General features: G+C 66.2%; 21 protein-coding genes. 14 read left to right on the top strand and 7 right to left on the bottom strand.

Annotated elements, in window-relative coordinates:
• Window positions 1-124 precede the first annotated feature (124 nt).
• The 3 genes from ACQR1E_RS15505 to ACQR1E_RS15515 all read left to right on the top strand — a co-directional run bounded on the left by ACQR1E_RS15505 (window position 125) and on the right by ACQR1E_RS15515 (window position 4,567).
• Window positions 125-718: a biliverdin-producing heme oxygenase gene (locus ACQR1E_RS15505; RefSeq protein WP_316175812.1), complete on the top strand. Its 594-nt coding sequence runs from the start codon at window positions 125-127 to the stop codon at window positions 716-718.
• Window positions 715-3,246, top strand: coding sequence for an HWE histidine kinase domain-containing protein (locus ACQR1E_RS15510; RefSeq protein WP_434897248.1), 2,532 nt, complete (start codon window positions 715-717; stop codon window positions 3,244-3,246). The genes ACQR1E_RS15505 and ACQR1E_RS15510 overlap by 4 nt, the downstream gene beginning before the upstream one ends.
• Window positions 3,247-3,541: 295 nt before the next feature.
• Window positions 3,542-4,567 (top strand): hypothetical protein, encoded by a 1,026-nt coding sequence (locus tag ACQR1E_RS15515; protein ID WP_434897249.1) that lies wholly within the window; start codon window positions 3,542-3,544, stop codon window positions 4,565-4,567.
• Between the two features lie 3 nt (window positions 4,568-4,570).
• On the opposite strand, the gene ACQR1E_RS15520 is transcribed toward ACQR1E_RS15515, so the two are convergent.
• A complete protein-coding gene (locus tag ACQR1E_RS15520) occupies window positions 4,571-5,704 on the bottom strand; it encodes a site-specific DNA-methyltransferase (protein WP_315717257.1) in 1,134 nt (377 codons plus the stop codon).
• A 384-nt stretch (window positions 5,705-6,088) separates the two neighbouring features.
• On the opposite strand from ACQR1E_RS15520, the gene ypfJ reads away from it, so the two are divergent.
• Both ypfJ and moaB read left to right on the top strand, forming a co-directional pair.
• Window positions 6,089-7,009 carry a KPN_02809 family neutral zinc metallopeptidase gene (gene ypfJ, locus ACQR1E_RS15525; RefSeq protein ID WP_315717256.1) on the top strand — a complete coding sequence of 307 codons (921 nt, stop codon included), beginning with the start codon at window positions 6,089-6,091 and terminating at the stop codon, window positions 7,007-7,009.
• Between the two features lie 9 nt (window positions 7,010-7,018).
• A complete protein-coding gene (gene moaB, locus ACQR1E_RS15530) occupies window positions 7,019-7,582 on the top strand; it encodes a molybdenum cofactor biosynthesis protein B (RefSeq protein WP_315739947.1) in 564 nt (187 codons plus the stop codon).
• Between the two features lie 40 nt (window positions 7,583-7,622).
• On the opposite strand, the gene ACQR1E_RS15535 is transcribed toward moaB, so the two are convergent.
• The 4 genes from ACQR1E_RS15535 to ACQR1E_RS15550 all read right to left on the bottom strand — a co-directional run bounded on the left by ACQR1E_RS15535 (window position 7,623) and on the right by ACQR1E_RS15550 (window position 12,325).
• Window positions 7,623-8,045 (bottom strand): hypothetical protein, encoded by a 423-nt coding sequence (locus ACQR1E_RS15535; protein ID WP_316171363.1) that lies wholly within the window; start codon window positions 8,043-8,045, stop codon window positions 7,623-7,625.
• Window positions 8,046-8,164: 119 nt separating this feature from the next.
• On the bottom strand, window positions 8,165-9,094 hold the full coding sequence (locus tag ACQR1E_RS15540) for a bifunctional helix-turn-helix transcriptional regulator/GNAT family N-acetyltransferase (protein ID WP_315717253.1): 930 nt from the start codon (window positions 9,092-9,094) through the stop codon (window positions 8,165-8,167).
• Between the two features lie 64 nt (window positions 9,095-9,158).
• Window positions 9,159-9,731 carry a glycosyl transferase gene (locus ACQR1E_RS15545; RefSeq protein ID WP_315717252.1) on the bottom strand — a complete coding sequence of 191 codons (573 nt, stop codon included), beginning with the start codon at window positions 9,729-9,731 and terminating at the stop codon, window positions 9,159-9,161.
• A gap of 176 nt (window positions 9,732-9,907) precedes the next feature.
• A complete protein-coding gene (locus tag ACQR1E_RS15550) occupies window positions 9,908-12,325 on the bottom strand; it encodes a phosphoketolase family protein (protein WP_316171364.1) in 2,418 nt (805 codons plus the stop codon).
• A gap of 190 nt (window positions 12,326-12,515) precedes the next feature.
• On the opposite strand from ACQR1E_RS15550, the gene ACQR1E_RS15555 reads away from it, so the two are divergent.
• The 4 genes from ACQR1E_RS15555 to ACQR1E_RS15570 all read left to right on the top strand — a co-directional run bounded on the left by ACQR1E_RS15555 (window position 12,516) and on the right by ACQR1E_RS15570 (window position 16,811).
• A complete protein-coding gene (locus ACQR1E_RS15555; protein ID WP_315717250.1) occupies window positions 12,516-13,694 on the top strand; it encodes a PA0069 family radical SAM protein in 1,179 nt (392 codons plus the stop codon).
• Window positions 13,695-13,713: 19 nt separating this feature from the next.
• Window positions 13,714-14,163, top strand: a complete 450-nt coding sequence (locus tag ACQR1E_RS15560; protein ID WP_315826969.1) for a VOC family protein — start codon at window positions 13,714-13,716, stop codon at window positions 14,161-14,163.
• Between the two features lie 75 nt (window positions 14,164-14,238).
• Window positions 14,239-15,093: a ribonuclease HII gene (locus tag ACQR1E_RS15565; RefSeq protein WP_315826968.1), complete on the top strand. Its 855-nt coding sequence runs from the start codon at window positions 14,239-14,241 to the stop codon at window positions 15,091-15,093.
• Between the two features lie 209 nt (window positions 15,094-15,302).
• On the top strand, window positions 15,303-16,811 hold the full coding sequence (locus ACQR1E_RS15570) for a glycosyltransferase family 39 protein (protein ID WP_316171365.1): 1,509 nt from the start codon (window positions 15,303-15,305) through the stop codon (window positions 16,809-16,811).
• A 111-nt stretch (window positions 16,812-16,922) separates the two neighbouring features.
• Here ACQR1E_RS15570 and ACQR1E_RS15575 read toward each other — a convergent pair whose 3' ends face one another.
• On the bottom strand, window positions 16,923-17,741 hold the full coding sequence (locus ACQR1E_RS15575) for a uracil-DNA glycosylase (protein WP_316167476.1): 819 nt from the start codon (window positions 17,739-17,741) through the stop codon (window positions 16,923-16,925).
• A gap of 305 nt (window positions 17,742-18,046) precedes the next feature.
• On the opposite strand from ACQR1E_RS15575, the gene ACQR1E_RS15580 reads away from it, so the two are divergent.
• The 3 genes from ACQR1E_RS15580 (at window position 18,047) to ACQR1E_RS15590 (ending at window position 22,808) form a co-directional block, all read left to right on the top strand.
• On the top strand, window positions 18,047-19,705 hold the full coding sequence (locus ACQR1E_RS15580) for an electron transfer flavoprotein-ubiquinone oxidoreductase (protein ID WP_316188118.1): 1,659 nt from the start codon (window positions 18,047-18,049) through the stop codon (window positions 19,703-19,705).
• 241 nt (window positions 19,706-19,946) lie between these two features.
• Window positions 19,947-21,743 carry a tetratricopeptide repeat protein gene (locus ACQR1E_RS15585; RefSeq protein ID WP_315717245.1) on the top strand — a complete coding sequence of 599 codons (1,797 nt, stop codon included), beginning with the start codon at window positions 19,947-19,949 and terminating at the stop codon, window positions 21,741-21,743.
• A 162-nt stretch (window positions 21,744-21,905) separates the two neighbouring features.
• Window positions 21,906-22,808 (top strand): 4-(cytidine 5'-diphospho)-2-C-methyl-D-erythritol kinase, encoded by a 903-nt coding sequence (locus tag ACQR1E_RS15590; RefSeq protein WP_315826965.1) that lies wholly within the window; start codon window positions 21,906-21,908, stop codon window positions 22,806-22,808.
• A 263-nt stretch (window positions 22,809-23,071) separates the two neighbouring features.
• Here the strand turns inward: ACQR1E_RS15590 and ACQR1E_RS15595 are convergent, their stop codons facing one another.
• Window positions 23,072-24,082 carry a polyprenyl synthetase family protein gene (locus tag ACQR1E_RS15595; RefSeq protein WP_315717243.1) on the bottom strand — a complete coding sequence of 337 codons (1,011 nt, stop codon included), beginning with the start codon at window positions 24,080-24,082 and terminating at the stop codon, window positions 23,072-23,074.
• Between the two features lie 153 nt (window positions 24,083-24,235).
• Here ACQR1E_RS15595 and ACQR1E_RS15600 point away from each other — a divergent pair, with 153 nt between their 5' ends.
• On the top strand, window positions 24,236-24,463 hold the full coding sequence (locus ACQR1E_RS15600; protein WP_006613556.1) for a DUF2007 domain-containing protein: 228 nt from the start codon (window positions 24,236-24,238) through the stop codon (window positions 24,461-24,463).
• Window positions 24,456-25,220 carry a tRNA1(Val) (adenine(37)-N6)-methyltransferase gene (locus tag ACQR1E_RS15605; protein ID WP_315750427.1) on the top strand — a complete coding sequence of 255 codons (765 nt, stop codon included), beginning with the start codon at window positions 24,456-24,458 and terminating at the stop codon, window positions 25,218-25,220. The genes ACQR1E_RS15600 and ACQR1E_RS15605 overlap by 8 nt, the downstream gene beginning before the upstream one ends.
• Window positions 25,221-25,452: the final 232 nt, after the last annotated feature.

Here is a 25,452-nt window from a genome sequence, read left to right on the forward strand (position 1 = left end):
GCCAGCATGGCGCATCGGGAGAGCGGAAAAAATAGCCGCGCGAAGCCGGAACCCAGCTCCGGCCATCGACGTTGCAGGAGGCCGTGGCGCGCCTGCGACCGATCTCCTTTTCTGGGACCCCTTGATGTTGCCGGCTGCCGTTTCAGATGACCGTTTGCGCGCGACCGGCACCGAGGGCATCCGTGAGAGACTGAAGGCGGCAACGGCCTCGGCGCACCGCGCGCTGGATGAGGGGCTCGTTCATTTCGATCTCACCACGACGGCTCATTATTGCCGGTTCCTGCAGGCCAGCGCAGCCGCGCTGCTGCCGTTGGAGGCGGCGCTCGATCAGGCCGGGGTGGATGATCTGATCGAGGACTGGCCGCAGCGCCGACGATCGCAGGCGATCGCCAGCGATCTCGCGGATTTCGGTGCCGTGCCGATTCCGATGGACCTTCCCGCACTCTCGCTCGACCGTGCGGGCGTATTCGGCACGCTCTACGTACTCGAGGGATCTCGGCTCGGCGCAGCCTATCTGCTGCGCATGGTCGCGGCCTCCGCCGATCCGCGGGTGAGACGCGCGACGCGCTATCTCGGCCATGGCGCGCGGCAGGGCTTGTGGAGCAGCTTCCTGTCGCAACTCGCGCAAGCGCGGACGACGGCCGACGAGGAAGTCAGGATGATCGTGAGTGCACGCGAAGCGTTCGCGATGTTTGCGAAGGCGATGGCAGCAGCATGAACGAGCCGGTCAACCTCACCAATTGCGATCGCGAGCCGATCCATGTTCCCGGGACGGTTCAGCCGTTTGGCTTCCTGCTGGCGCTGGTGTCGGACTTCACCATATGCATGGCCTCGGAGAACGCGCCGGATTTTCTCGGCGGCGATATCGGCTGGCTGCTGCAGCGGCCGCTCGACGCCGTGCTCTCGGAGGCGGCCGCGGCCGCGATCCGCGCCAGGGTCGACTATCTCAGCGGCCCCGATGCGGTCGAGCGCGTGTTCGGCGTCGATCTGCAGGGCCGTGGCAAGCTTTTCGATCTCGCCATCCACTTTTCCGGTGCGTATCTCGTCGTCGAGGCCGAGCCCAGTCTGATCGAGCCCGGCATCAATTCCGGCGAGCTGGTGCGGTTGATGCTCGGCCGCATCCGCAAGACGGCGGGGATGATGGACCTGGCGCAGGAGGCGGCGCGCCAGCTCAAGCTGCTGACCGGCTTCGACCGGGTGATGGTGTATCGGTTTCATCCCGACGGCGCGGGTGAGGTGATCGCCGAGGTCGCGGGCTCCGGCCTGGAGCCGTTCCTCGGGCTGCATTATCCGGCCTCGGACATTCCCAAGCAGGCGCGGCAGCTCTATCAGCGTAACTGGCTGCGGATCATCGCCGACATCAACGCCGCGCCGGCGCCGCTGCTGTCGACGCCGACGCACAATGCCGGACTGCTCGACCTGTCGATGAGCGTGCTGCGCGCGGTCTCCCCCATTCACATCGAGTATCTCCGCAACATGGGCGTCGCCGCGTCGATGTCGGTCTCGATTCTGCGCGAAGGCAAGCTGTGGGGCCTGTTCGCCTGCCATCATTATGCGCCGCATCACCTGTCGTTCGAGAAGCGCACTGCGGCCGAGCTGTTCGGTCAGATGTACTCCTGGCTGCTCGAGGCGCGCGAGCGCGAGACCGAGATCGCCTACGAGACGCGCGCGCATCAGATCCAGGAGCGGCTGATCGAGCGCGCGGCCGCGCAGGCCCACAGCAAGCGCGCGATCCTGGAGTTCGTCGCCGACTATCGCCAGATGATCGAGTGCGACGGCATCGCCGTGTGGTCCGATGACGAGATCACGCTCGACGGCGAGACGCCGACCGAAGAGGAGGTGCAGGACCTCATCGGCTTCATCAACCGGACCTCCCCCGGCCGCATCTGCGCCAGCGCCGAGATTGCCAAGGTGTACGCGGCGGGCGAGGCATTTCGCGATCGCGCCGCCGGCTTCCTCGCCATTCCGATCTCGCGCACGCCGCGCGACTGCCTGATCTTCTTCCGCCGCGAGGTGCTGCGCGCGGTCAACTGGGCGGGCGATCCGAACAAGAGCTATGCCGAGGGCCCGAACGGTTCCCGCCTGACGCCGCGCAAGAGCTTCGAGCTGTGGCAGCAGACGGTGGCCGGCCAGTCGAAGCCGTGGACGGCGGCGGATTTGCGCATCGCCGAGAGCCTGCGCGTCACGCTGCTCGAAGTGATCCTGCAACTCTCCGAGCTCGCCGCGCGCGAGCGCCGCGGCGCGCAGGAGCGGCAGGAGCTGATGATCGCCGAGCTCAATCATCGCGTCCGCAACATCCTCAGTCTCGTGCGCGGCCTCGTCGCGCAGAGCAAGGACACGGCGACCTCGGTGGAGGAGTTCGCGTCCGTGCTCGGCGGCCGCATCCAGGCGTTGGCGCGGGCGCACGACCAGATCACCAACCTGAATTGGGCCCCGGTCGCGCTCCGCCACCTGCTCGAATCGGAGGCTGGCGCCTATCTCGGCTCAAGGGCCGGACGGGTGCGCATGGAAGGTCCTGAGGTCGCGCTCGACCCCAAGGCGTTCGCAACGCTCGCGCTCGTCGTGCACGAGATGATGACCAACTCAGCGAAATACGGCGCGCTCGCCGACTCCACAGGACAGGTGCAGGTGATCTGGCGGCTCGATCCCGGGGCGAGCCTGGTCATCGACTGGAAGGAGAGCGGCGGGCCGCCGGTGCAGCCGCCGTCGCGGCGCGGCTTCGGCACCACCATCATCGAGCGTTCGGTGCCGTTCGACCTCAAGGGCGACGCCGAGATCCGCTTCGACCTGCTCGGCGTGCAGGCGCGCTTCGTGATCCCTGCCAATTTCGTCCAGATGGTGCCGGCGATGACGGGGGCACCCTCCAGGCACCAGCGCAAGGAAGAGGACACGCCGCGCCTGTCCGGTACGGTGCTGATCGTCGAGGACAATCTGATCATCGCGATGGGCGCCGAAGTGATTCTGCTCGAGCTGGGAGCGCGGCACATCGACACCGCGGCGTCTGTCAGTCAGGCGCTGAAGTCGATCGAGCGCGCGGTGCCGAGCTTCGCACTGCTCGACATCAACCTCGGCGCGGAAAGCAGCCTGCCTGTCGGGCACCGGCTGAAGGAACTCGGTGTGCCCTTCATGTTCGCGACCGGCTATGGCGAGCGTGCGCCGATTCCGGCGGAGCTGTCCGACATGCCGGTGATTCAGAAGCCGTACACGCGCGAAGTCGTCGAGAAGGCATTGACGAAGATCAAATGAGTCGCACGCGCATCAAGGTCGGCTTTGCGCGTCGCGGTGATTGGCATTCATGATTGCAGTCTTGGGTTTTCTCACATCCGCGTGTTGCACATGAGCGCGACAACGCACGACGGGAGACAGATCATCGACTATTCCCACTGTTGCTGCGACAAAACAGCCCGAAAATATTAGAACGCATCCAAAGGACACCGCTGTTCTAACATTGTTTCGACAAATGGAACCTCCGCAGCCTTATTCCGAACGAAGTCATCGCCGAAACGGCGCAGCGGGGGCGCGTTGAATCGTCGGAGGTCTGATGACGAATCGAACGACGAGTTTGTTGCCGTGCGTTGCTGTCGCCGTGCTGGCGGGAGCGGCTGCGACGACAATCGAGTTTACACCGGCATCGGCTGCAGACGAATGCCTTGCAAAGCCTGCGGGGACGCCGGCGGGGAAGCACTGGTTCTATCGCATCGATCGCGCGACCAAGAAGCAGTGCTGGTATCTGCGCGACGACGATCGCGAAGCGAAGGGCGCGTCGCTGGTCACGCGCAAGCTCGCCTCGCAGAAGGAACGGGCTCAGCTCTCGTCGACCGCGGCAAATGCACGTGCCGAGATCCAATCGTCGTCCAAGGACGCCGCCGATGAGGTGAAGGTCGTGTCCTCGACACCGACCGTGGCGGCGTCTGTCTTTCCGTCGGCTGCTGCATTTCCGGCCGCGCCTGCGCCGGTCGTCGCGCCGGCGCCCGTGGTGTCAGCGCCGGCGGCGGCTGCGCCCGACCCGGTCGGCGCGGCTGTGAACGAATCTGCTGTTGCGACGCGTTGGCCCGACCAGTCCGGCACGCTGCAGGCCGCGGCGCAGCCCGCCGCGCCCCGCGCGTCATCCTACACGCTCGCGGCCGCCAGCGACACCAACGCCGCGGAAGCGGCTGCTCCCGCGACGCCGGCGCTGGCCGCTGCGGATGCGTCGCCGGCCGTGACGATCGGCATGTCCGGGGATGATGCGTCCAAGACGCGGATGTTTGCTTTCCTGGGCGCAGTCGCGATCGCGGGCTTCTCGATCAGCGTGCTGTTTGCGCGCGCCCGGAGCAGGCGGCAGCTTCGCATCGAGCCGGTGGCCGCCCGGCGCGTCACGCGTTGGCCGGCGGAGCCCGAGCTCGATCGCATGCACCTGCCGCCGGTGGACAGCTACTATCCGGCGCTGGCGGGACGCCGGGGTAAATCGTCGCAGTCGACAGCGCAGGTCTCGGTCGTGCCGCGCGACGACGCTCGCTACGATGAGCAGTACGAGGTCGAAGACCTGCTGGCGCGCTATTCCGGACAGGAACGCCGGAATTCCTGAGCGTCAGGCGGCGGACATCTCGGAGCGGATCTCGGCGCGCAATTCGTCGATCAGCCTGAGGCCGCCCTTGGTCTCGACATGCCAGAAGGTCCAGCCGTTACAGGCCGGCAGGCCTTGCGCCACCGCGCCGATGCGGTGGATCGAGCCGACCTTGTCACCCAGCATGATGGCCCCATCGGCGCGCACCAGCGCGCCGTGGCGGCGCTTGGAGTCGACGAGCTTGGTGCCGGGCGCGATCATGCCGCGTTCGATCAGCTCCGAGAAGGCGACGCGCGGCGCTTCGCGCGCCGTCATGAACGGTGCGAGCGTTGCCTCCGGCAGCGGCTCGACCGCGGCGATGCGCCGCTCTGCCGCCTTCGCATAGACCTTGTCGCGCTCGAAGCCGATGTAGCGGCGGCCGAGGCGTTTTGCCACGGCTCCGGTCGTGCCGGTGCCGTTGAACGGATCGATCACCAGATCGCCGGGTTTCGAGGATGACAGCAGCACCCGCGCCAGCAGGCCTTCCGGCTTCTGCGTCGGATGGATCTTCTTGCCGTCGCCGTCCTTCAGCCGTTCCTCGCCCGTGCACAGCGGAATCAGCCAGTCCGAGCGCGCCTGGACGTCCTCGTTGGCGGCCTTCAGCACTTCGTAGTTGAACGTGTAGCCCTTCGCCTTCTCGTCCCGCGCGGCCCAGATCATGGTCTCGTGCGCGTTGGTGAAGCGGCGGCCGCGGAAGTTCGGCATCGGGTTGGACTTGCGCCAGACGATATCGTTGAGGATCCAGAAGCCGAGATCCTGCATGATCGCGCCGACGCGGAAGATGTTGTGATAGGAGCCGATCACCCAGATCGTCGCGCTCGGCTTCATCAGGCGGCGCGCGGCGAGCAGCCAGGCGCGCGTGAAGTCGTCATAGGCGGAGAACGAGGAGAACTTGTCCCAATCGTCGTCGACCGCATCGACCTGCGATTCGTCGGGACGCTTGAGCTCACCCTTGAGCTGCAGATTGTAGGGAGGATCTGCAAACACCAGGTCGACCGATGCGCCTGGCAGTTTCGACATCTCGGCGACGCAGTCGCCGACGATGATTCGTTGCTCTTCGAGGGTCTGAAATTTAGTGCGGGGCGCCCTTGCAGACGCCCCGCGACGCGACTCTACCATGACTCAAGAACTCTGACTCAGGCGACGCTGTCGGCGACGCGGGACCTAACAACCGACTGCCCACACATTGACCCGGCAAAGTAAAAATGGACTTAACCCGGAAAATTATTCGCATCGATGCGCACGCATTCATCACGCGCACCGGCGACGAATTCCGTTCGTCGATACACGATGGTCTCTGCGCAAGACGCCGATTGCGATGGGTTTTTCGCGCCGGTCGCGCGCGAGCGCAGCCGATCGAGGTTCGGCGCGGGCCGGTTTTTTCGGCGGCGCTAGGCAAAATTTGCCGGCCGGGTTATTGATTAACACAGTGGAAATTTTACCTGTTTGCCGCGTTAGGCATTTCGCGCAGAGCCGCGCAAGAATCGTGAGGAAAGGCCGCCCATGCGTTACGATGATTTCCGTCGCAGCGACGACATCGATGACCGTCGCGACGAAGGCGGCGGGATGGGCGGTGGTATGGGTCTGCCGATCGGCGGCGGCGGGCTGGGCATCGGCACCATCATCGTTCTCGGCCTGATCGGCTACGCCTTCGGCATTGATCCGCGCATCCTGATCGGCGGCGCTGAGATGCTCAGCCACGGCGGCGCACCGACCCAGCAGGCCGATCGGCGCTCGCCCGGCAAGACCGGCGCGCCGAAGGACGAGATGGGCGACATGATCGCCGGCGTGCTCGGCGAGATCGACGACCGCTGGAGCGAGATCTTCCAGGCCAGCGGCCAGAATTACACCGGGCCCAAGATCGTGCTGTTTCGCAACAGCACCAATGGCGGCCGCTGCGGCATGGCGCAGTCGGCGATGGGGCCGTTCTACTGTCCGCCGGACCGGCAGATCTTCCTCGACACCAACTTCTTCCGCGAGGTCGAGACGCGCTTCCGGGGCTGCTCGGGCAGCGCCTGCAAGTTCACCGCGGCCTACATCATTGCGCACGAGGCCGGGCACCACATCCAGAACCTGCTCGGCATCCTGCCGCGCGTGACGCGGATGCAGCAGCAGTCGGACAACAAGGCCGAAGCCAACGCGCTGCAGGTCAAGGTCGAACTGCAGGCCGACTGCCTGTCCGGGGTCTGGGTCAATCGCGAGGCCAAGAAGCGTCCGGGCTTCCTCGAGGAGGGCGACATCGACGCCGCGCTGACGACGGCCTCGGCGATCGGCGACGACACCTTGCAGCGGAAGGCGACCGGACGCGTGGTGCCGGATTCGTTCACCCATGGCTCCGCCGCGCAGCGCAAACGCTGGTTCATGATCGGCTACCAGCAGGGCACGGTGCAGGCCTGCAATACGTTCAGCGCCAGTTCGCTGTAGGGAGACGCGATGATGGCGATCGACGAGAGCAAGAGCTTCATTCCCCTCAACATCGCCGTGCTGACGGTGTCCGACACGCGTTCGCTTGCCGACGACAAGTCCGGTACCACCCTGAGTGACCGCCTGACCGCTGCCGGCCATAGGCTCGCGGCGCGCGAGATCGTCACCGACGACGTCGAGAAGATTCGCGCGGTGGTGAAGTCGTGGATCGCCGATCCCGGCGTCGACGTCGTCATCACCACCGGCGGCACCGGCTTCACCGGCCGTGACGTCACGCCGGAAGCGATCGAGCCGCTGTTCGAGAAGCGCATGGACGGCTTCTCGATCGCCTTCCACATGCTGAGCCACGCCAAGATCGGGACGTCGACGATCCAGAGCCGGGCCACGGCCGGCGTCGCCGGCGCGACATACATCTTCTGCCTGCCGGGATCACCGGGGGCCTGCCGTGACGGCTGGGACGGCATCCTCGCCGCCCAGCTCGACTACCGCACGCGACCCTGCAACTTCGTCGAGATCATGCCGCGGCTCGACGAGCATCTGCGCCGGCCCAAGGCGCAGGGCGCGACGGCATAGGGCCACGGGACGACGACGCGGCGCGCGTCCATTGCGCGTCTCACTTCGTGGGTACGATCTCGAAAGCGCCGCCGCCTTCGATGGCCGCGCCAATGAGGCCGCCCATCATGCTGGCCGCGAAATTCTGGCCGCGCGGTCCCACGACCATCCGGTAGGTCTTGCCAGGCACGGCGGTGAAACGAATGTTCGACGAGCCCGGCGAGGACCATGTCGACACTGTGATCGTGGTGGCGCCGGGCGCAATCGAGCCGCTGTAGCTCTCGCCGCGGCCAAGGCTCGCCACCTTGGCGCCGTTGATCTCGATCGCCGCTGGAGCCGCCAGATAGAGGAAGTCCGTCGTGCGCGTAATCGCGACCGTTGCGCGCCCTTTGGGCGCGGCGCGAGCCGCCGTCCCGGCCTCGACCCCAAACAGGCCCGCGAGCGCGACAAGCGCCGCAAGCTTCGATCGCACCATCGATTCCATCACTGCTCCCGCCCTGTTTGGCGGGATAGTACCGGCGCGCGGGAACTTCGCAATCGGCATGCGCAGCCTGTTGTGGAGGTGATCTCGGCCTACCGGCGGTTGCTGCACGAGCCGCCCGGCTACAACTCGAGCCGCCATGTCTCGCCGGTCAGCGGGACGCCGAACATGGCGTGCGGCTCCTCGGCGATCTTGCGAAACCCGGCGCGGGCATAGATGTCGCGCGCGGCGGTGAGAATGCTTTGCGTCCACAGCTCGATCGTCCTGTAGTTCTTCTCGCGCGCGAAGCGGATGCATTGTTCGGTCAGGGCCCGGCCGACGCCGAGACCGCGGGCCTTCTTCTCGACCAGCAGCAGCCGCAGCTTGGCGACCTCGTCGCTGCCCTTGACCAGGAAGATCGAGCCGACCGGCTCGCCCGCAAGCTCGGCGATCCAGCAGTGCTCGCGCGCCGGGTCGTAGCTCCTGATGAACTGTGCGCCGATCTCGGCGACCAACGCCTCGAACGAGACGTCCCAACCATATTCCTCGGCGTAGACGGCGCCGTGCCGTGAAACCACCCAGCCGATGTCGCCCGGGCGATGGCTGCGCAGCAGCACTGGGGAGCGGCCCGGCTGCTGCGGCTCCAGGGCGGTCTCGATCGTCGTCATTGCACCGACCAGCCGGTCGCGCACGGATGGCGCCAGCGGCGCCAGCATGGCCGCGATCTCCTTCTGCGAGCTGCGGTCGAGCTTGGCATAGGCCTGCCGGCCTCTTGCGGTCAGGCCGAGCTGCTGCTGCCTGCGATCGGTTGGCAAAGGCGTGCGGGTGATCAGCCCCTGCTCGTCGAAGCTCTGGACGATGCGGCTGAGATAGCCGGCATCGAGGCCGAGCGAGAGACCGATCTCCTTGGCCGAGATGGCGTCGTACTGTGCGAGTTCATAGAGCACACGCGCCTCGGCCAGAGAAAACGGACTGTCGAGCAGATGCTGGTCCAGCGCGCCGAGCTTCCTCGTGTAGAAACGGTTGAACGCGCGGATGGCGGCGACCTGGCCGTCGGCTGGGGCGGAATTCATGGGGCACCTCCAATATTTGCCATTGTCAACCAATTGATTGACTTTGGCAAGTATTGTCGTGCCGCTACACCATCACGATCCGGCTGCGCAGCATCGTCCGCGAGGAACGGCCGAGCTGACGCAGCAGCCGCGTTTCGGCGCGCTTGTGGTCGGGCTTGTATCCGCCGAGCTGCCGGTAGTGATCCCTGGCGATCAGGAGACCCTGGTCGCCGAGCGGCCCGACCAGGACCCGCGCAACCGCGCGCAGCCGGTCGCGCAGGCTGATTGCGGCATAGGGAGATCGGGCATAGCGGAAGACGCCAGCGCGCGGCCGGCCGGTGGTGGCGACGCTCTGGACGAACTGCATGGTTTCATCGATCCAGCCGGGATCGAGCATCGCGCCGGCGGGCAGAAACATCAGCCAGGGCGCACGCGCGCTGGCGGCCCCTGCAGCCAGGGCCGCGGCCTGGGAGCCCTCGAACTTCATGAAGTGGCAGCCGGCGACGTCCGCGACCCGCTCGATCACGCTGGAATCGGGCGAGCGATCGACCAGCAGCACCTCGGTGACGACACCGGCCGCGGCGCCCGGCACCAGCGCGGACAGGGTGGCCACGGCGGTCTGCTCGACACCTTCGGTCGGAATGATCACGCTCAGCATGAAACTGGCATCGCTATCTGTCGCGCCTCCGGCATGACTGTTATCATCTTGTCATAGCCAAATCAGCCCGCTGCGCTGCGGAATTTTGCAGCACGCACCTGGCCGCGCCGTTCGGGGCTGCGCCCGAACGGTGCTATTTCAAGGTGCCGTGTTGCTGAAGCTCGCGCTTGACTGGCTCAGTCGCCTGCCTGCGTCGGCGTGGTGCCGCCGGCGCTGTTCGGCCACACCCAGTCGCGGATCGCCGGCATGTCCTCGCCATGCGCGCGGATGTAGCGGGCATGCTCGATCAGCGCATCGCGGAATTTCTGCTTCACATGGGCCGCCGACACGCTGAGGCCGGGCACGCGTTCGATCGCCTCGATGGCGAGGTGGAAACGGTCGAGCTCGTTGAGCACGACCATGTCGAACGGAGTCGTCGTGGTGCCTTCCTCGATGAAGCCGCGCACATGCATGCCGGCATGGTTGGTGCGGCTGTAGGTGAGGCGATGGATCAGATACGGATAGCCGTGATAGGCGAAGATCACCGGCTTGTTGGTGGTGAACAGGCTGTCGAAGTCGCGGTCGCTGAGGCCGTGCGGATGGTCCTGCTTCGGCTGCAGGGTCATGAGATCGACGACGTTGACCACGCGGATCTTCAGGTCGGGCAATTCCTTGCGCAGCAGGTCGACGGCTGCGAGCGTCTCCAGGGTCGGGACATCTCCGGCGCAGGCCATCACCACGTCGGGCTCCTCGTCGGCGGGCTCGGTGCCGGCCCAAGACCAGATGCCGATGCCGGCGTCGCAATGCGTCGCCGCCTCCTGCATCGACAGCCATTGCGGCGCCGGCTGCTTGCCGGCAACGATGACGTTGATGCGGTCGTAGGTGCGCAGGCAGTGGTCCGCGATCCACAACAGCGTGTTGGCATCCGGCGGGAAGTAGATGCGGACGATGTCCGCCTTCTTGTTGGCGACGAGGTCGACGAAGCCGGGGTCCTGATGGCTGAAGCCGTTATGGTCCTGCCGCCAGACATGCGAGGTCAGGAGATAGTTCAGCGACGCGATCGGGCGCCGCCACGGCAGCTCGCGTGACACCTTCAGCCATTTGGCGTGCTGGTTGAACATCGAATCGACGATGTGGATGAAAGCCTCGTAGCAGGAGAACAGGCCGTGGCGGCCGGTGAGCAGATAGCCCTCCAGCCAGCCCTGGCAGAGATGCTCGCTCAGTACCTCCATCACGCGGCCGTCATGGGCGAGGTGGACATCGTAGGGCTCGATGCCTTCCATCCACACCCGCTCGGTGACCTCGAATACGGCATCGAGCCGGTTCGAGGCGGTCTCGTCCGGGCCCATGATGCGGAAGTTGCGTGTCTCTGCATTCAGCGTGATCACGTCGCGCAGGAACTTGCCGAGCTCGCGCGTGGCTTCAGCCATGGTCTGGCCCGGAGAGGACACCTCGACCGCAAAATGCTGGTAGTCTGGGAGCCTGAGCTCGCGCTTGAGCAGACCGCCATTGGCATGCAGGTTGGCGCCCATGCAACGCGTGCCCTTCGGCGCCAGTGCCTGCAGCTCCGGCACGAGCCGGCCGTGGGCGTCGAACAGCGTTTCCGGCTCGTAGCTTTTCATCCACGCTTCGAGCAGCGCGAGATGCTCGGGCTTGCCGCGCGGATTGGTGATCGGCACCTGATGGGCGCGCCAGAAGCCTTCGACCTTGAGGCCGTCGACCTCCTTCGGCCCGGTCCAGCCCTTCGGGCTGCGCAGCACGATCATCGGCCAGCGCGGCCGTTGGATCGTTGCATCCGGCTGACGCGCATTCTGCTGGATCGAGCGGATGCTCGCGAGCGCGACATCGAGCGCGTCCGCCATCTGGCGATGCATCGCCTTCGGCTCCGCGCCTTCGACGAACAGCGGCTCGTAGCCGTAACCTTCGAACAGGCATTTGATCTCGGCATCGCCCATGCGGCCGAGCACGGTCGGATTGGCGATCTTGTAGCCGTTGAGATGCAAAATCGGCAGCACCGCGCCGTCATGGGCCGGGTTCAGGAACTTGTTCGAATGCCAGGATGCGGCGAGGGGCCCGGTCTCGGCTTCGCCGTCGCCGACCACGCAGGCCACGATCAGATCGGGGTTGTCGAACGCCGCACCATAGGCGTGGACCAGGGCGTAGCCGAGCTCGCCGCCTTCATGGATCGAGCCCGGCGTCTCGGGCGCGGCATGGCTCGGAATGCCGCCGGGGAAGGAGAACTGCCGGAACAGCTTGCGCAGGCCATCGGCATCGCGCGTGATGTCCGGATAGATCTCGCTGTAGCTGCCTTCGAGATAGGTGTTGGCGACCATGCCGGGGCCGCCATGGCCGGGACCGCACACGTAGATGACGTCGAGATCCTGCGCCTGGATGGCGCGATTGAGATGGGCGTAGATGAAATTCAGTCCGGGCGTCGTCCCCCAGTGGCCGAGCAGGCGCGGCTTGACGTGCTCCGCTTTCAACGGCTCGCGCAGCAGCGGGTTGTCCAGCAGATAGATCTGCCCGACCGAGAGATAGTTCGCCGCGCGCCAATAGCGATCGAGCAGGTCGAGATCGTCGGCCGTTTTGGTCTGATGGGAAGACGTGATGTTCATGGAACCTCGCTTGCCGTCCGCTTCGCGCTTGCGGGAAGTGCATTAGAGTAACGCCGCACCATTCCGTTCCAGTGCGCTGCGAAGGATAGAACGGGAATGTGATGGTTGGCCTTGCGTGGCTCCAGAACCGTTCCGAGACATTGTTCTTTTTTGTTCTTGTATTGTTCTTTTTGTGTGCTATGTCTTGGCCATGAGCCGAGCATCTTCACATGCCCTCAAGCGCCCGCCGGTCCCGGTGCCCTCCGAGCCGGTGGGCGCGCCTTCATCTGGCCCGGAAAACGACTTCCCCGAACTCGCGGTCGCCATCGAACGGGGCCGGCGCCGCGGCCGGGGTGCACAATCCAATGCGAGCGGCCGCTACGAAGCGGAGGCTCGCGTCGTCTTCGACGATGGCTGGCAGAGTCTCGAGGATTTGCCGCCATTCAAGACCACGGTCGCGACCGATACCTCGCGCAAGGTCATCACCCGCAACGACTCGCCGGACATCGGTTTCGATCGCTCGATCAACCCGTATCGCGGCTGCGAGCACGGCTGTGTCTACTGCTTCGCGCGGCCGACCCATGCGTTTCTCGGGCTGTCGCCTGGTCTTGATTTTGAATCCAAGCTGTTCGTGAAGCCGGATGCGCCCGCGCTCCTGGAAAAGGAGCTCGCGGCCAGCGGCTACGAGCCGCGGATGATCGCGATCGGAACCAACACCGATCCCTATCAGCCGATCGAGCGCGAGCGGAAGATCATGCGCGGCATCCTCGAGGTGCTGGAAAAGGTTGGCCATCCCGTCGGGATCGTGACCAAGTCGGCGCTGGTGATGCGTGATGCCGACATCCTGGCGCGGATGGCCAAGAGGAACCTGGCGAAGGTCGCGATCTCCGTGACCACGCTGGATCCGAAGCTGGCGCGCACCATGGAGCCGCGGGCCTCGACGCCGTCGAAACGGCTGGAGGCGCTGCAGGCGCTGTCCAGGGCCGGCATTCCGACCACGGTGATGGTGGCGCCGGTGATCCCGGCGCTGAACGACAGCGAGATCGAGCGCATCCTCGATGCCGCCGCCCATGCCGGCGTCAAGGAGGCGGCCTATGTGCTGCTGCGCCTTCCGCTGGAGGTGCGCGACCTGTTCCGCGAATGGCTGCTCGAGCATTATCCCGACCGCTACCGCCACGTCTTCACCCTGATCCGCGACATGCGCGGCGGCCGCGATTACGACTCGCAATGGGGCACGCGAATGAAGGGGACAGGCCCGATGGCCTGGATGATCGGCCGCCGCTTCGAGATCGCCTGCGAAAAGCTCGGCCTGAACAAGCGCCGGACCAAGTTGACGACCGATCATTTCGTCCGGCCGAAGGGCGGCGGGCAGCAACTCAGCCTGTTCTGAAGCGTGCGGAGAGCAGTTGATGAGCGCACAAGCGAGCGTTCCGCGGTTCACCGTCATCACACTCGGTGTATCCGAGATGCGGCGGAGCATCGCCTTCTATACGTCGCTCGGCTTCGCCCGAAAATTCCGCGCGACCGGAGAGGCCGTGGCATTCTTCGAGACCGGCGGGACGGTGCTGGCGCTGTACCCGTGGGGCGCGCTCGCCGATGATGCGGGCGTGCCGGACGCACCGCGCCCCCAGGCGTTCCGCGGCGTGACGCTGGCATGGAACTGCCGCTCGGAGGCCGAGGTCGATGCGGCGCTCGCGTCGGCGGTGGAGAAAGGCGCGATGCTGCTGAAGCCGGCGCAACGAACCGACTATGGCGGTTACAGCGGCTATTTCTCCGATCCGGACGGTCATGTCTGGGAAGTGGTGATCGCGCCGGGGATTGATGTCGGCGAGGATGATCGAGTGCATCTGCCGTCGTAGTCGGTCGCCGGCAAGGGGCGAATAGCGGGGAATGAGGTCCGTTCGGGGTTGCGCCGCCGCAGGCCGTTCCGCACCATGCCGGCCATGATTCGCGATCAGTCGAAAAAGCCGGGCAGGGCGAAGGCGACGAGCGGCGCCGTGGCGAAGAGCGCACCTGCAAAGGCCGCAACCAAGCCTGTTGCCACGAATGCTGCCGGCAGGTCGGCCGCCAAGCTCGGCAAGGGCGTCATCGCGGTGGCGCCGCCGAGCTTCCGGCGGGAGCGAGCGCTGCTCAAGCAGGGCATCTGGCCGGTCGCCGGTTGCGACGAGGCGGGACGGGGGCCGCTGGCCGGTCCGGTGGTCGCCGCGGCCGTGATTCTCGATCCCGCGCGCATCCCGAAAGGCCTCGATGACTCCAAGCGGCTGAGCGCGGAGCAGCGCGAGGCGCTGTTCGACAAGATCTGCAAGACGTCGGCGTTCGCGGTGGCTGTCGCCTCGCCGGCGCGAATCGATCGCGACAACATCCTGCGGGCCTCGCTGTGGGCGCTGTCGCGCGCCGTGAGGGCGTTGCCCGAGGCGCCGAAGCACGTCTTCGTCGACGGCCGCGACCGCATCGACGTCGATTGCGGCTGCGAGGCGGTGATCGGCGGCGATGGCCTGGTGATGTCGATTGCGGCCGCCTCGATCGTCGCCAAGGTCACGCGCGACCGGCTGATGTGCGCGCTGGCGCAGGATTGCCCCGGCTACGGCTTCGAGCAGCACAAGGGGTATGCCGTGCCGGAGCACCTCGCTGCGCTGGACCGGCTCGGACCGTCGGTGCATCATCGCAGCCTGTTCGCACCCGTCGTGGCCGCACGGCGCAAGCACCAGCCGTGGACCGACGTCCCGGAGCCGGATTTGTTTGCCGAGGTGACCGTGGTGACATCCACCGAAATCTCGGTCGGGGTCTGATGCAGGTTGCCTCGCGGTCGCCGCGGTCTTAATAGTTTTGGTCAGCCAGCCAGCACGAAGTGTCACTCCTCGCAGCAGGGGCGGTGTTGTGCGCCCCGATCGTGCGGTATCGATTGCGGGCGTCGGACAGCGAGGCTGCTGCGGATGAGCGACGGTCCTGCCGGCCTCCTCGACGTCCTCAGCGATTCAGCCAAGCGATCCAGCCGTTCATGCGTTTCACGTCCCTGGTTGTCGAACTGATCCGCGCAAGGCCGCGGCTGGTCGTCGTCATCGTGGTGCTGTGCCAGGCCCTGATGTGGCTCGGCGTGGCAATGCTGTTCTATCGCAGCCCGCCCGGCCAGCTTGCCACCACCATCGCGTTCGGACGCGAGTACCAGGTCGGCACCGATCTCGGGCCGCCGCTGTCGTTCTGGCTGTCGGACGTCGCCTATCGCCTTGCCGGCAATCATCTGCTCGGCGTCTACGTGCTGGCCGTGCTGTGCTCGGCGCTCAGTCTGTGGGTGATGTATCTCCTGGCGGCGGCGATCGTCGGCGGCCAGCAGGCGGTGCTTGCCGTGCTGCTGACCATGACCATCACCGCGTTCGGTGCGCCCACGCTGGAATTCGGTCCGGAGGTGCTGGCGCGTCCGCTCTGGGCGCTGCTGCTGCTGCATAGCTGGCGGATTCTCGGCGAGGGCCGGCGCAACGCCTGGTTTGCCTGGTCGATCGAGGCCGGCCTGCTGCTGCTGACCACGCCGGCCGCCACCGGCCTGCTGCTGCTGATCGCGGGCTTCGTGGTCTCGACCGCGCAGGGCCGCCGCGTGCTGCGCTCGTTCGATCCGCTGTTCGCGCTGCTCGTGGTGGTGGCGCTGGCGCTGCCTTATCTCATTTTCGTGCTGCGCTCCGACAGTGTCGGCTTACCAGCGCTGCCCATTCTCGCCGAGCTCTCGGTGCGCGCCTGGCATTGGCTCGCGCTGGCGGGGGGGCTGCTGCTGGCGATCTCGGCCGTGCTGCTGCTGGTGCTGCTCGACGCCGGCTGGATCAATCGCGGCGAGACCGATGCGCCGATCATCTATCGCCGCTCGGTGCCGCCGCTCGCGCGCGACTTCGTCTATTGCTTCGCGATTGCACCGGCGCTGGCCGGCAGTCTGATCGCCGGCCTGTTCGGCCTCTCGACCGTGTTCGGCGGCACTGCCGTGACCCTGACCATGGTCGGCCTTGCCCTGGTGGTCGCGTCGGGTGATCTGATCTATCTGCGGCGGCAGCGGCTGCTGCGCCTGGTCTGGGCGGTTGCGATCGCCGCGCCCGCCATCCTCGCGGCGGGCAGCGCTGTGGTGCTGCCGTTGCTCGGCGACCGCGAGGTCGCGACGGCGATGCCGGCCCGCGACATCTCCCGTTTCTTCGTCGAGAGTTTTGAGCGCCGTACCAACCAGCCGCTCCAGGCGGTCGCCGGCGATCCGCAGCTCGCCAGCCTGGTCGCGCTCGGCCGCCGCCGCGCGCATCTGTTCCTCGATGCCACCCCGCAGCGGACGCCCTGGGTCACGCTGGCCAAATTCGCCGAGAGTGGCGGCGTCGTGGTATGGCGCGCCTCCGACACGGTCGGCACCCCACCGCCGGAGATCGCCCAGCGCTTTCCTGGGCTGGTGCCGGAGGTGCCGCGCAGCTTCGACTGGCTGATCAATGGCCGCCAGCCGGTGCTGCGCATCGGCTGGGCCATCGTGCGGCCGAAGGGACCGTAGCGCTTTCCATAAGCCGTCATTGCGAGGAGCGAAGCGACGAAGCAATCCAGAGGCTTGGGCGGGATTCTGGATTGCTTCGCTTCGCTCGCAATGACGCGGAGGGAGTTCGGCTCAGACCGCCATCACCTTCGCGATCGCGCGCAAATCCTGCCATGACAGCCGCTTGTAGGACGGCGAGCGCAACAGATAGGCCGGATGGAAGGTGGCGATCGCGCGGATGGTGCGCTTGCCGGTGTCGTAGTCGCGCCATTTGCCGCGCGTGCGCATGATGCCCTCGGTGGTGCCGAGCAGCGCCTGCGTCGACGGGTTGCCGAGCGTCACCAGCACGTCGGGATCGACCAGCTCGATCTGGCGGCGGATGAACGGCAGGCAGATCTGCGTCTCCTGCGGCGTCGGCGTCCGGTTGCCGGGCGGGCGCCAGGGAATGACGTTGGCGATGTAGACCTTGCTGCGGTCGAGCCCGATCGCGCCGATCATGCGGTCCAGCAGCTTGCCGGAGCGGCCGACGAATGGCAGGCCCTCGATGTCCTCGTCGCGGCCGGGCGCCTCGCCGACCAGCATGATGCGCGCCTGCGGATTGCCGTCGGCGAACACCAGTCGCGACGCCGTCTGCTTCAGTGCGCAACCGTCGAAAGTCTCCAGGAGCTCGCGCAGCGCCTCCAGGGTCGGCGCTGTCAGCGCCGCCTCGCGGGCCGAGGCGACGGCCGCTTCCGGCGGAGGCGGCGGTTCGCCGCGCGGCGCAATGATCGCCGGCGCGGATAGCCGGCCGGCTTGCGGCGCCGCCGCCGGACGGGCGGCAGGAGCGGCAGGGGATGCGGCCTCAGGCTCCACCAGCCGGTTGATCGGCTCGTCGGCCAAGGCGCAATCGACCCCGGCCTCCAGATAGAAGGCGAGCAGTTGGCGGACGTCGGGGAGGGGCTCGGGGGTCATCATGATCGATCGTGGCAACAATGTACGCCGCCTCGGCGCATGGCGGAATGCATTTCGGTGGTTGTCCTGCCCCGAAAAATCGGAAACAAGAGCTTGGAATAACCCAAAAAAGGGACGGAACGCCCTAGTGTTCCGGCGCCAGCGTTCGCTCCCCCTCAGGACCAGCCCATCAGCGAACCGCCGGCGCCTCCAGGAACTCTAGTTAAGTCATTGTTGCTGTTGCAGCTCCGGGTTTGACCTTTGCACGCGCCAGGGGGATGCAAAGGTCAAATCCACTGCACCGGCCGGGCCTGAGATTGAGAGACATGAGCACCGAAGAGTTACCTCCGCGCGAATCCATGGAGTTCGACGTCGTCATCGTGGGCGCCGGCCCCTCGGGCCTGACTGCCGCGATCCGGCTGAAGCAGCTCAATGCCGACCTCAACATCGTCGTGGTCGAGAAGGGCTCCGAGGTCGGCGCGCACATTTTGTCTGGTGCGGTGATCGATCCGGCGGCGCTGGACAAGCTCATCCCCGACTGGCGGTCGGACGAGGATTGCCCGCTGAAGACCCAGGTCAAGGTCGACAAGTTCTTCTGGATGACCGAGAGCAGCGCGATCTCGCTGCCGGGCTTCGCGATGCCGCCCTTGATGGACAACCATCATTGCTACATCGGCTCGCTCGGAAATGTCTGCCGCTGGCTGTCGCGCAAGGCCGAGGCGCTCGGCGTCGAGATCTATCCGGGCTTCGCGGCCACCGAGGTGCTGTATGACGAGCAGGGCGCGGTGCGCGGCATCGCCACCGGCGACATGGGCATCGGCAAGGACGGCAAGCCGAAAGCCTCGTTCACGCGCGGCATGGAGCTGCTCGGCAAGTACACGCTGTTCGCCGAGGGCGCGCGCGGCAGCCTGTCCAAGCAGCTGATTTCGAAGTTCGCATTGGACGCCAAGAGCGAGCCGGCGAAGTTCGGCATCGGCCTCAAGGAAGTCTGGCAGATCGATCCGGCCAAGCACCAGAAGGGCCTGATCCAGCACTCGTTCGGCTGGCCGCTCGACATGAAGACCGGCGGCGGCTCGTTCCTGTATCACTACGACGACAACCTCGTTGCGGTCGGCTTCGTCGTCCACCTGAACTACGATGATCCTTATCTGTCGCCGTTCGAGGAATTCCAGCGCTTCAAGACCCATCCCTCGATCCGCGGCGTGTTAGAGGGTGGCAAGCGGCTAGCCTACGGCGCGCGCGCGATCACCGAGGGCGGCTACCAGTCGGTGCCGCGGCTGTCGTTCGCCGGCGGCGCGCTGATCGGCTGCGCCGCGGGCTTCGTCAACGTGCCGCGCATCAAGGGCGTGCACAACGCGATGGGCAGCGCGATGCTCGCGGCCGAGCACGTCAATGCCGCGCTCGCATCCGGCCGTGCCAATGACGAGCTGGTCAGTTACGAGAACGCCTGGCGCGGCTCGCCAGTCGGCGAGGATCTGTTCAAGGTTCGCAACGTCAAGCCGCTATGGTCGAAGTTCGGCACGGTGCTCGGCGTCGCGCTCGGCGGCTTCGACATGTGGTGCAACACGCTCGGTTTCTCGTTGTTTGGCACCCAGTCGCACGTCAAGCCCGATCGCGCCACGCTCGATCCCGCCAAGGCGCACAAGCCGAAGCCGGCGATGAAGCCGGACGGTAAGTTGACCTTCGACCGGCTGTCCTCGGTATTCCTGTCGAACACCAATCACGAGGAAGACCAGCCGGTGCATCTGAAGGTCGCCGACATGGCGCTGCAGAAGAGCTCCGAGCACGACGTCTATGCCGGGCCGTCCAACCGCTATTGCCCGGCGGGCGTCTACGAATGGGTCGAGGAGGGCACCAGCCCGCGCTTCGTGATCAACGCGCAGAACTGCGTCCACTGCAAGACCTGCGACGTCAAGGATCCCAACGGCAACATCACCTGGGTTCCTCCGGAAGGCGGCGGTGGGCCGAACTACGAGGCGATGTAGCCTCGTATAACGCACGATTGCGTGAGTCGGCTGCTCCGGGGAGGGCAGCCGGCCACGATACGGCCATACTGGCGCGGTTTGACGCAGGTCACCTTCGCCAAAGGGGCTCCCGGCTGACCCGAATATCCTGCAGATCCTTGCGGTTGGCCGCCAAACGCGGCATTGTCGGCGCCTTGAAGAGCTGCCGATCGGGTTCGTGTCCGTACCGATCCGTCATTTCCAACAACCAGAGCGCACCGTGATGTTGTCAATTCGCAATCGCTGGACCGCAATTGCCGTTTCTGCCTTGCTGATCCCCGGTGCCGTCCTGGCCCAGACGCCGGATCATCCTGCGGACAACGCCGCAAAATTTCCGACCGGCGTCGATCTGAAGTCGCTCACCACGTCGGGCAGCTATCTGGCGGCCCGCCACGCCAGCGTCGAGCGCGACGCGGCCTCGGCGGCGGCGTTCTACCGCTCGGCGCTACGCAGCGACCCGAAGAACAACGAGCTGCTCGACCGCGCCTTCATCTCCTCGGTCGCCGATGGCGATATCGACGAGGCCGTGAAGCTGGCCGAGCGCGTGCTCACGATCGACAAGTCCAACCGCATCGCGCGTCTCGTGGTCGGCGTGCAGGACATCAAGCAGAAGAAATACGCTGCCGCCCAGACCAACATCAACCAGTCGGTGCGCGGGCCGATCACCGATCTCGTCGCCACCTTGCTGTCGGCGTGGGCCGCGGCGGGCGCGGGCGATTCGAAGGCCGCCGTCGCCAATATCGACAAGCTGACCGGTCCCGAATGGTATCCGCTGTTCAAGGATCTTCATGCCGGCATGATCCTGGAGCTGGCCGGCAAGGAGAAGGACGCCGGCACGCGGTTCGAGCGCGCCTACAAGCTCGACGATTCGATGCTGCGCATCACCGAGGCCTATGCGCATTGGCTGTCGCGCAACAAGGATGCGGCGGCGGCGACCGCGATCTATGAAGCCTTCGACAAGAAGCTCGCGCGCCATCCGCTGGTGCAGGAGGGACTGCGCGAGACCAAGGCCGGCAGGAAGCTGCCGCCGCTGGTCGATTCGGCCCAGGCCGGCGCCGCCGAGGCGCTGTACGGCATCGGCGCCACGTTGAGTCGCCGCGGCGGCGAGGATCTGGCGCTGGTCTATCTGCAGCTCGCGCTGCACCTGCAGCCGAATCATCCGCTGGCGCTGCTGTCACTCGCCGATCTCTACGAGACGGTGAAGAAGCCGCAGATGGCGATCAAGGTCTATGAGCGGGTGCCGGCGAGCTCGCCGCTGAAGCGCAATGCGCAGATCCAGCTGGCGACCGATCTCGACAGCGCCGACCGCAGCGACGAGGCGATCAAGATCCTCAAGGACGTGATTGCCCAGGATCCGAAGGACCTGGAGGCGATCATGGCGCTCGGCAACATCGAGCGCGGCCGCAAGAAGTTCGCCGATTGCGCCAAGACCTATTCGCTCGGCGTCGATTCGCTGCCCGCCAACAACGACAAGGCCAACAGCGTCTATTACTATTATCGCGGTATCTGTCTGGAGCGCTCCAAGCAGTGGCCGAAGGCCGAGGCCGACATGCGCAAGGCGCTCGAGCTGCAGCCCGACCAGCCGCACGTGCTGAACTATCTCGGCTATTCGTGGATCGACCAGGGCGTCAATCTCGACGAAGGCATGAAGATGATCAAGCGCGCGGTCGAGCAGCGCCCGGACGACGGCTACATCGTCGATTCGCTCGGCTGGGCCTATTTCCGCATCGGCAACTACGAAGAGGCGGTGAAGAACCTCGAGCGCGCGATCGACCTCAAGCCCGAGGATCCGACCATCAACGACCATCTCGGCGACGCCTATTGGAAGATCGGCCGCAAGCTGGAAGCCAAGTTCCAGTGGGCTCATGCCCGCGACCTGAAGCCCGAGGCCGAGGAGTTGCCGAAGATCGAGGCCAAGATCCAGAACGGCCTGACCGACGATCCAGCGCCGGCCGCGGCGAGCAACGACAGCAAGGACACGCCGTCCGACGCCAAGAAGGACGACGGCAAGGGCGGCTAGGTCGCCCTGATCACGAGGTGAGAGCCATCACGGGCTCCTCGGCTTGCCGGGGAGCCCGGATGATTTTGATGAAGCGTGTGGCGGTGCCGGCCACGTTCGTTTCGGCCGCTGGCCGAGCGCGATACCGGATCCGCCACCGAACATGCTGGGGGCATTGCGCCGATGTTGGCGTCCACGGTCACCGGTGCGCTGCAGGAGCAGGGGCGCGCCAAGGTCAATCTGACCCTGCGGGTCGTCGGCCGCAGGGTCGACGGCTACCATGATCTCGAAAGCGTCGTTGCTTTCGCCGACTGCGCGGACCAGCTTACGCTGGTGCCGGGCCCGGAGCTGAGGCTGACGACAACCGGGCCGCTCGCGGAGGCCTGCGGCGAGACCACGGACAATCTGGTGCTGAAGGCGGCGCGGCTGCTTGCGGAGGCCGTTCCGGGCCTGAAGCTTGGCGCCTTCACGCTGGAGAAGGTGCTGCCGGTCGCCGCCGGCATCGGCGGCGGCTCGGCCGATGCCGCAGCGGCGCTGCGGCTGCTGGCGAAGCTGAATGGCCTGTCGCTGGACGACCCGCGCCTCACTGCGGTAGCCTTGAAGACCGGCGCCGACGTGCCGGTTTGCGTGCCCTCGCGCGCCTGCACCATGACCGGCGTCGGCGAGAACCTGCAGCCGCTCGCGCTTCCCGTCCTGCCCTGCGTGATGATCAATCCGCGCGTGCCGGTGGCGACCAAGGACGTGTTCCAGGCGCTCGGCCTCAAGCCGGGCGATCTGCTGGTCGGCGTGACGGATGTTCTCACGGCGCCGTCCTGGCCGAAGGCCGGTGCCACCATCGCCCATTGGGGCGCCGCGCTCGACCAGGTGAAGAACGATCTCGAGCCGCCAGCCTTGAAGGTGCAGCCGATCATCGGCACCGTGCTCGACGCTCTCCGTGCGAGCTCAGGCGTGCTGCTGGCACGCATGTCCGGCTCTGGCGCCACATGCTTTGCGATCTACGGCAGCGAGGTCGAGGCGAAGGCCGCCGGCGCAGAGATCGCCGTCGCGCACCCCGAATGGTGGGTGCATGCGGGGACGTTGAGTTAGTCGTAATTACTTACTAGCGGCGAGCGGCTTCCCGATACAGCGCCCTCTTCCCTTGTGGGAGAGGGCATCGCCGGCTCATCCACGTACTGGGTTGGGTGAGGGGCATCTGTCCGCGGACGCCGCGCTTGCTGAGGCATACCCCTCACCCAAGCGAGCTTGTTGCTCTGTCCTGCATGCCCTCTCCCACAAGGGGCGAGGGCGCATTAACGCACACCGCCTGCGCCGGGGCATGACATCACGAAGGGCAGGCCCAGGTTCGCCAACTAATGCGACCTGGCCAAACAGAACGCCACCACCTGCTCGAGCGCGGTCTTCATCGGTGACGCCGGAAACAGCGCCAGCGCGTCGACGGCCATGGCGCCGTAGTGATGCGCGCGGCTGATCGTGTCCTCCAAGGCGCGATGCTTGTTCATCAGCCCGATCGCATGGTCGAGATCGTGATCGCTGATCTCGCCGCGCTCCAGCGCCTTGATCCAGAAGGCACGCTCGCTGTCGCTGCCGCGGCGGAACGCCAGCACCACCGGCAGCGTGATCTTGCCCTCGCGGAAATCGTCGCCGACATTCTTTCCGAGCTTGGCGGCCTTGCCGCCATAGTCGAGCACGTCGTCGACGAGCTGGAAGGCGATGCCGAGATTCATGCCGAAGGACCGCGAGGCGGTCTGCTCGGCCTTGGGCCGATCGGCGAGCACCGGCCCGACCTCGCAGGCCGCGGCGAACAGCTCGGCGGTCTTGCCGCGGATCACGGCGAGATATTCGTCCTCGGTGGTTGCAGTGTTCTTGGCGGCGGCAAGCTGCATCACCTCGCCCTCGGCAATCGTGGCGGCGGCGGCCGAGAGAATGTCGAGCGCACGCAGCGAGCCGACCTCGACCATCATGCGGAACGCCTGGCCGAGCAGGAAGTCACCGACCAGCACGCTGGCCTCGTTGCCCCACAGCATGCGCGCCGACAATTTGCCGCGGCGCATTTCGCTCTCGTCAACCACGTCGTCATGGAGCAGCGTCGCCGTGTGCATGAACTCGACGGCCGCGGCCAGCTTGACGTGACCGTCGCCGGTGTAGTCGGTGAGATGCGCCATCGCCAGCGTCAGCATCGGCCGCAACCGCTTGCCGCCGGAGGAGATCAGGTGGTTTGCGACCTCCGGGATCATCGTGACGTCCGAGCCGGTGCGCGACAAAATCGTAGCGTTGACCCGTTCCATGTCGGCTGCGACCAGCGCGACCAGCCCATCGATGGAGGCTCCCGATGGACTCTCGAAAGGTACGATAACCGCCACTCTGGTCTCCGATTTTGCTATGCTCGAAACGACAATAGAAACTGCGGCCGCAGGCGGCAAGGGCAGACACGGAACCTTGACCCAAGCCTGGTTGACCGAAGCCCTTCTTGACCCAAGCCCTTCTTGACCCAAGCCCGCATGGAGACATAACGATTGAAGGAATTGGTTCGGACCAATGATATCGTGCTGGTTTCGGCGATCGGGGCGCTGCTCGATGGCGCCGACATCCATCACCTCGTCCTCGATCAGAACATGAGCATCATCGAGGGCTCGCTCGGCATCCTGCCGCGCCGGATCCTCGTGCATGAGGACGACAATCTCCAGGCCCGGCGGCTTCTCACCGACGCCGGGCTGGCGCATGAGCTGCGCCCTGATGAGTGACGCTGTCGACATCTCCGAGGACGCCGTGCTCGGCGGCCAATTGCGGCTGCGGCAGCCCACGACGGGCCATCGCGCCGGCCACGACGCAATCCTGCTGGCGGCGGCGACGGCCGCGCGTTCGGGCGAGCGGGTGGTCGATCTCGGTGCCGGCGTGGGGACGGCCGGGCTGGCCTTGGCCCGGCGCGTGGGCGGTCTCGGCTTGACGCTGGTCGAGCGCGAGCCGGATCTGGCGCGCCTCGCGCGCGACAACGCACGCGCCAATGCCTTGCCCGCGGAGGTCGTGGTGCTGGACGTCGCCGCGGACGCGGCTGCTTTCGCGGCCGCAGGGCTCGGGCCCGACAGTGTCGACGTCGTGCTGATGAATCCGCCGTTCCACGATGCCGCGCGTCACCGTGCCTCGCCCGACGCCGCGCGCGCGACCGCGCACATGGCAACGGCGACGACGTTGGAGATCTGGACGCATGCCGCGCGGCGGATGCTGAAATCCGGTGGCGTGCTGACCTTGATCTGGCGGGCCGATGGTTTGAGCGGGGTTGTCGCGGCGCTGGCGCGCGGCTTCGGCAGTCTTGCCGTTCAACCGGTTCACGGCCAAGCGGGCAAGCCGGCGATCCGTATCCTGGTCAGGGCCGTTAAGGGAGGGCGGGCGCCGACCCAGCTTCTCGCCGGAGTGGTGCTGAATGAGGCGGCAGGCGTGCCGAATGACGAGGCCGTGCGGGTGCTGTCGGGGCAGGGGGCGCTGGCCTTGAGCACCCCCTGAACGGTTGGTCGTGGTCGGGCGTTATTGCGTCTGAGCTTCGGACTGGCGTTCGGTTACCGTCGTGAACCGGATCGCAGTCAATAGAGTACCGATCAGCAGCATCAACAGGTAGACCTTCATGGATTCCTCCGCCGCACTCTGCACCTTGGCTCGCCGTGCGATTGCCCAGGAGATTGCAAGGCTCGTTCCAGCCCTTTGAATGGCAGCGGCGCGATAAAAAGTGGTTAATCCG

The organism is Bradyrhizobium sp. HKCCYLRH1030 (assembly GCF_051168395.1).
Taxonomy (GTDB): Bacteria; Pseudomonadota; Alphaproteobacteria; order Rhizobiales; family Xanthobacteraceae; genus Bradyrhizobium.

What these genes read in the sequence shown, in the direction of transcription:
- ACQR1E_RS15575 (WP_316167476.1), bottom strand. Translation starts at nt 17,741, where the DNA reads ATGACCCCCGAGCCCCTCCCCGACGTCCGCCAACTGCTCGCCTTCTAT.
- ACQR1E_RS15560 (WP_315826969.1), top strand. Translation starts at nt 13,714, where the DNA reads ATGAGCGCACAAGCGAGCGTTCCGCGGTTCACCGTCATCACACTCGGT.
- ACQR1E_RS15540 (WP_315717253.1), bottom strand. Translation starts at nt 9,094, where the DNA reads ATGAATTCCGCCCCAGCCGACGGCCAGGTCGCCGCCATCCGCGCGTTC.
- ACQR1E_RS15535 (WP_316171363.1), bottom strand. Translation starts at nt 8,045, where the DNA reads ATGGAATCGATGGTGCGATCGAAGCTTGCGGCGCTTGTCGCGCTCGCG.
- ACQR1E_RS15580 (WP_316188118.1), top strand. Translation starts at nt 18,047, where the DNA reads ATGAGCACCGAAGAGTTACCTCCGCGCGAATCCATGGAGTTCGACGTC.
- ACQR1E_RS15605 (WP_315750427.1), top strand. Translation starts at nt 24,456, where the DNA reads ATGAGTGACGCTGTCGACATCTCCGAGGACGCCGTGCTCGGCGGCCAA.
- ACQR1E_RS15520 (WP_315717257.1), bottom strand. Translation starts at nt 5,704, where the DNA reads ATGGTAGAGTCGCGTCGCGGGGCGTCTGCAAGGGCGCCCCGCACTAAA.
- ACQR1E_RS15565 (WP_315826968.1), top strand. Translation starts at nt 14,239, where the DNA reads ATGCCGGCCATGATTCGCGATCAGTCGAAAAAGCCGGGCAGGGCGAAG.
- ACQR1E_RS15555 (WP_315717250.1), top strand. Translation starts at nt 12,516, where the DNA reads ATGAGCCGAGCATCTTCACATGCCCTCAAGCGCCCGCCGGTCCCGGTG.
- moaB (WP_315739947.1), top strand. Translation starts at nt 7,019, where the DNA reads ATGATGGCGATCGACGAGAGCAAGAGCTTCATTCCCCTCAACATCGCC.
- ACQR1E_RS15515 (WP_434897249.1), top strand. Translation starts at nt 3,542, where the DNA reads ATGACGAATCGAACGACGAGTTTGTTGCCGTGCGTTGCTGTCGCCGTG.
- ACQR1E_RS15510 (WP_434897248.1), top strand. Translation starts at nt 715, where the DNA reads ATGAACGAGCCGGTCAACCTCACCAATTGCGATCGCGAGCCGATCCAT.
- ACQR1E_RS15570 (WP_316171365.1), top strand. Translation starts at nt 15,303, where the DNA reads ATGCGTTTCACGTCCCTGGTTGTCGAACTGATCCGCGCAAGGCCGCGG.
- ACQR1E_RS15505 (WP_316175812.1), top strand. Translation starts at nt 125, where the DNA reads ATGTTGCCGGCTGCCGTTTCAGATGACCGTTTGCGCGCGACCGGCACC.
- ypfJ (WP_315717256.1), top strand. Translation starts at nt 6,089, where the DNA reads ATGCGTTACGATGATTTCCGTCGCAGCGACGACATCGATGACCGTCGC.
- ACQR1E_RS15585 (WP_315717245.1), top strand. Translation starts at nt 19,947, where the DNA reads ATGTTGTCAATTCGCAATCGCTGGACCGCAATTGCCGTTTCTGCCTTG.
- ACQR1E_RS15545 (WP_315717252.1), bottom strand. Translation starts at nt 9,731, where the DNA reads ATGCTGAGCGTGATCATTCCGACCGAAGGTGTCGAGCAGACCGCCGTG.
- ACQR1E_RS15550 (WP_316171364.1), bottom strand. Translation starts at nt 12,325, where the DNA reads ATGAACATCACGTCTTCCCATCAGACCAAAACGGCCGACGATCTCGAC.
- ACQR1E_RS15590 (WP_315826965.1), top strand. Translation starts at nt 21,906, where the DNA reads ATGTTGGCGTCCACGGTCACCGGTGCGCTGCAGGAGCAGGGGCGCGCC.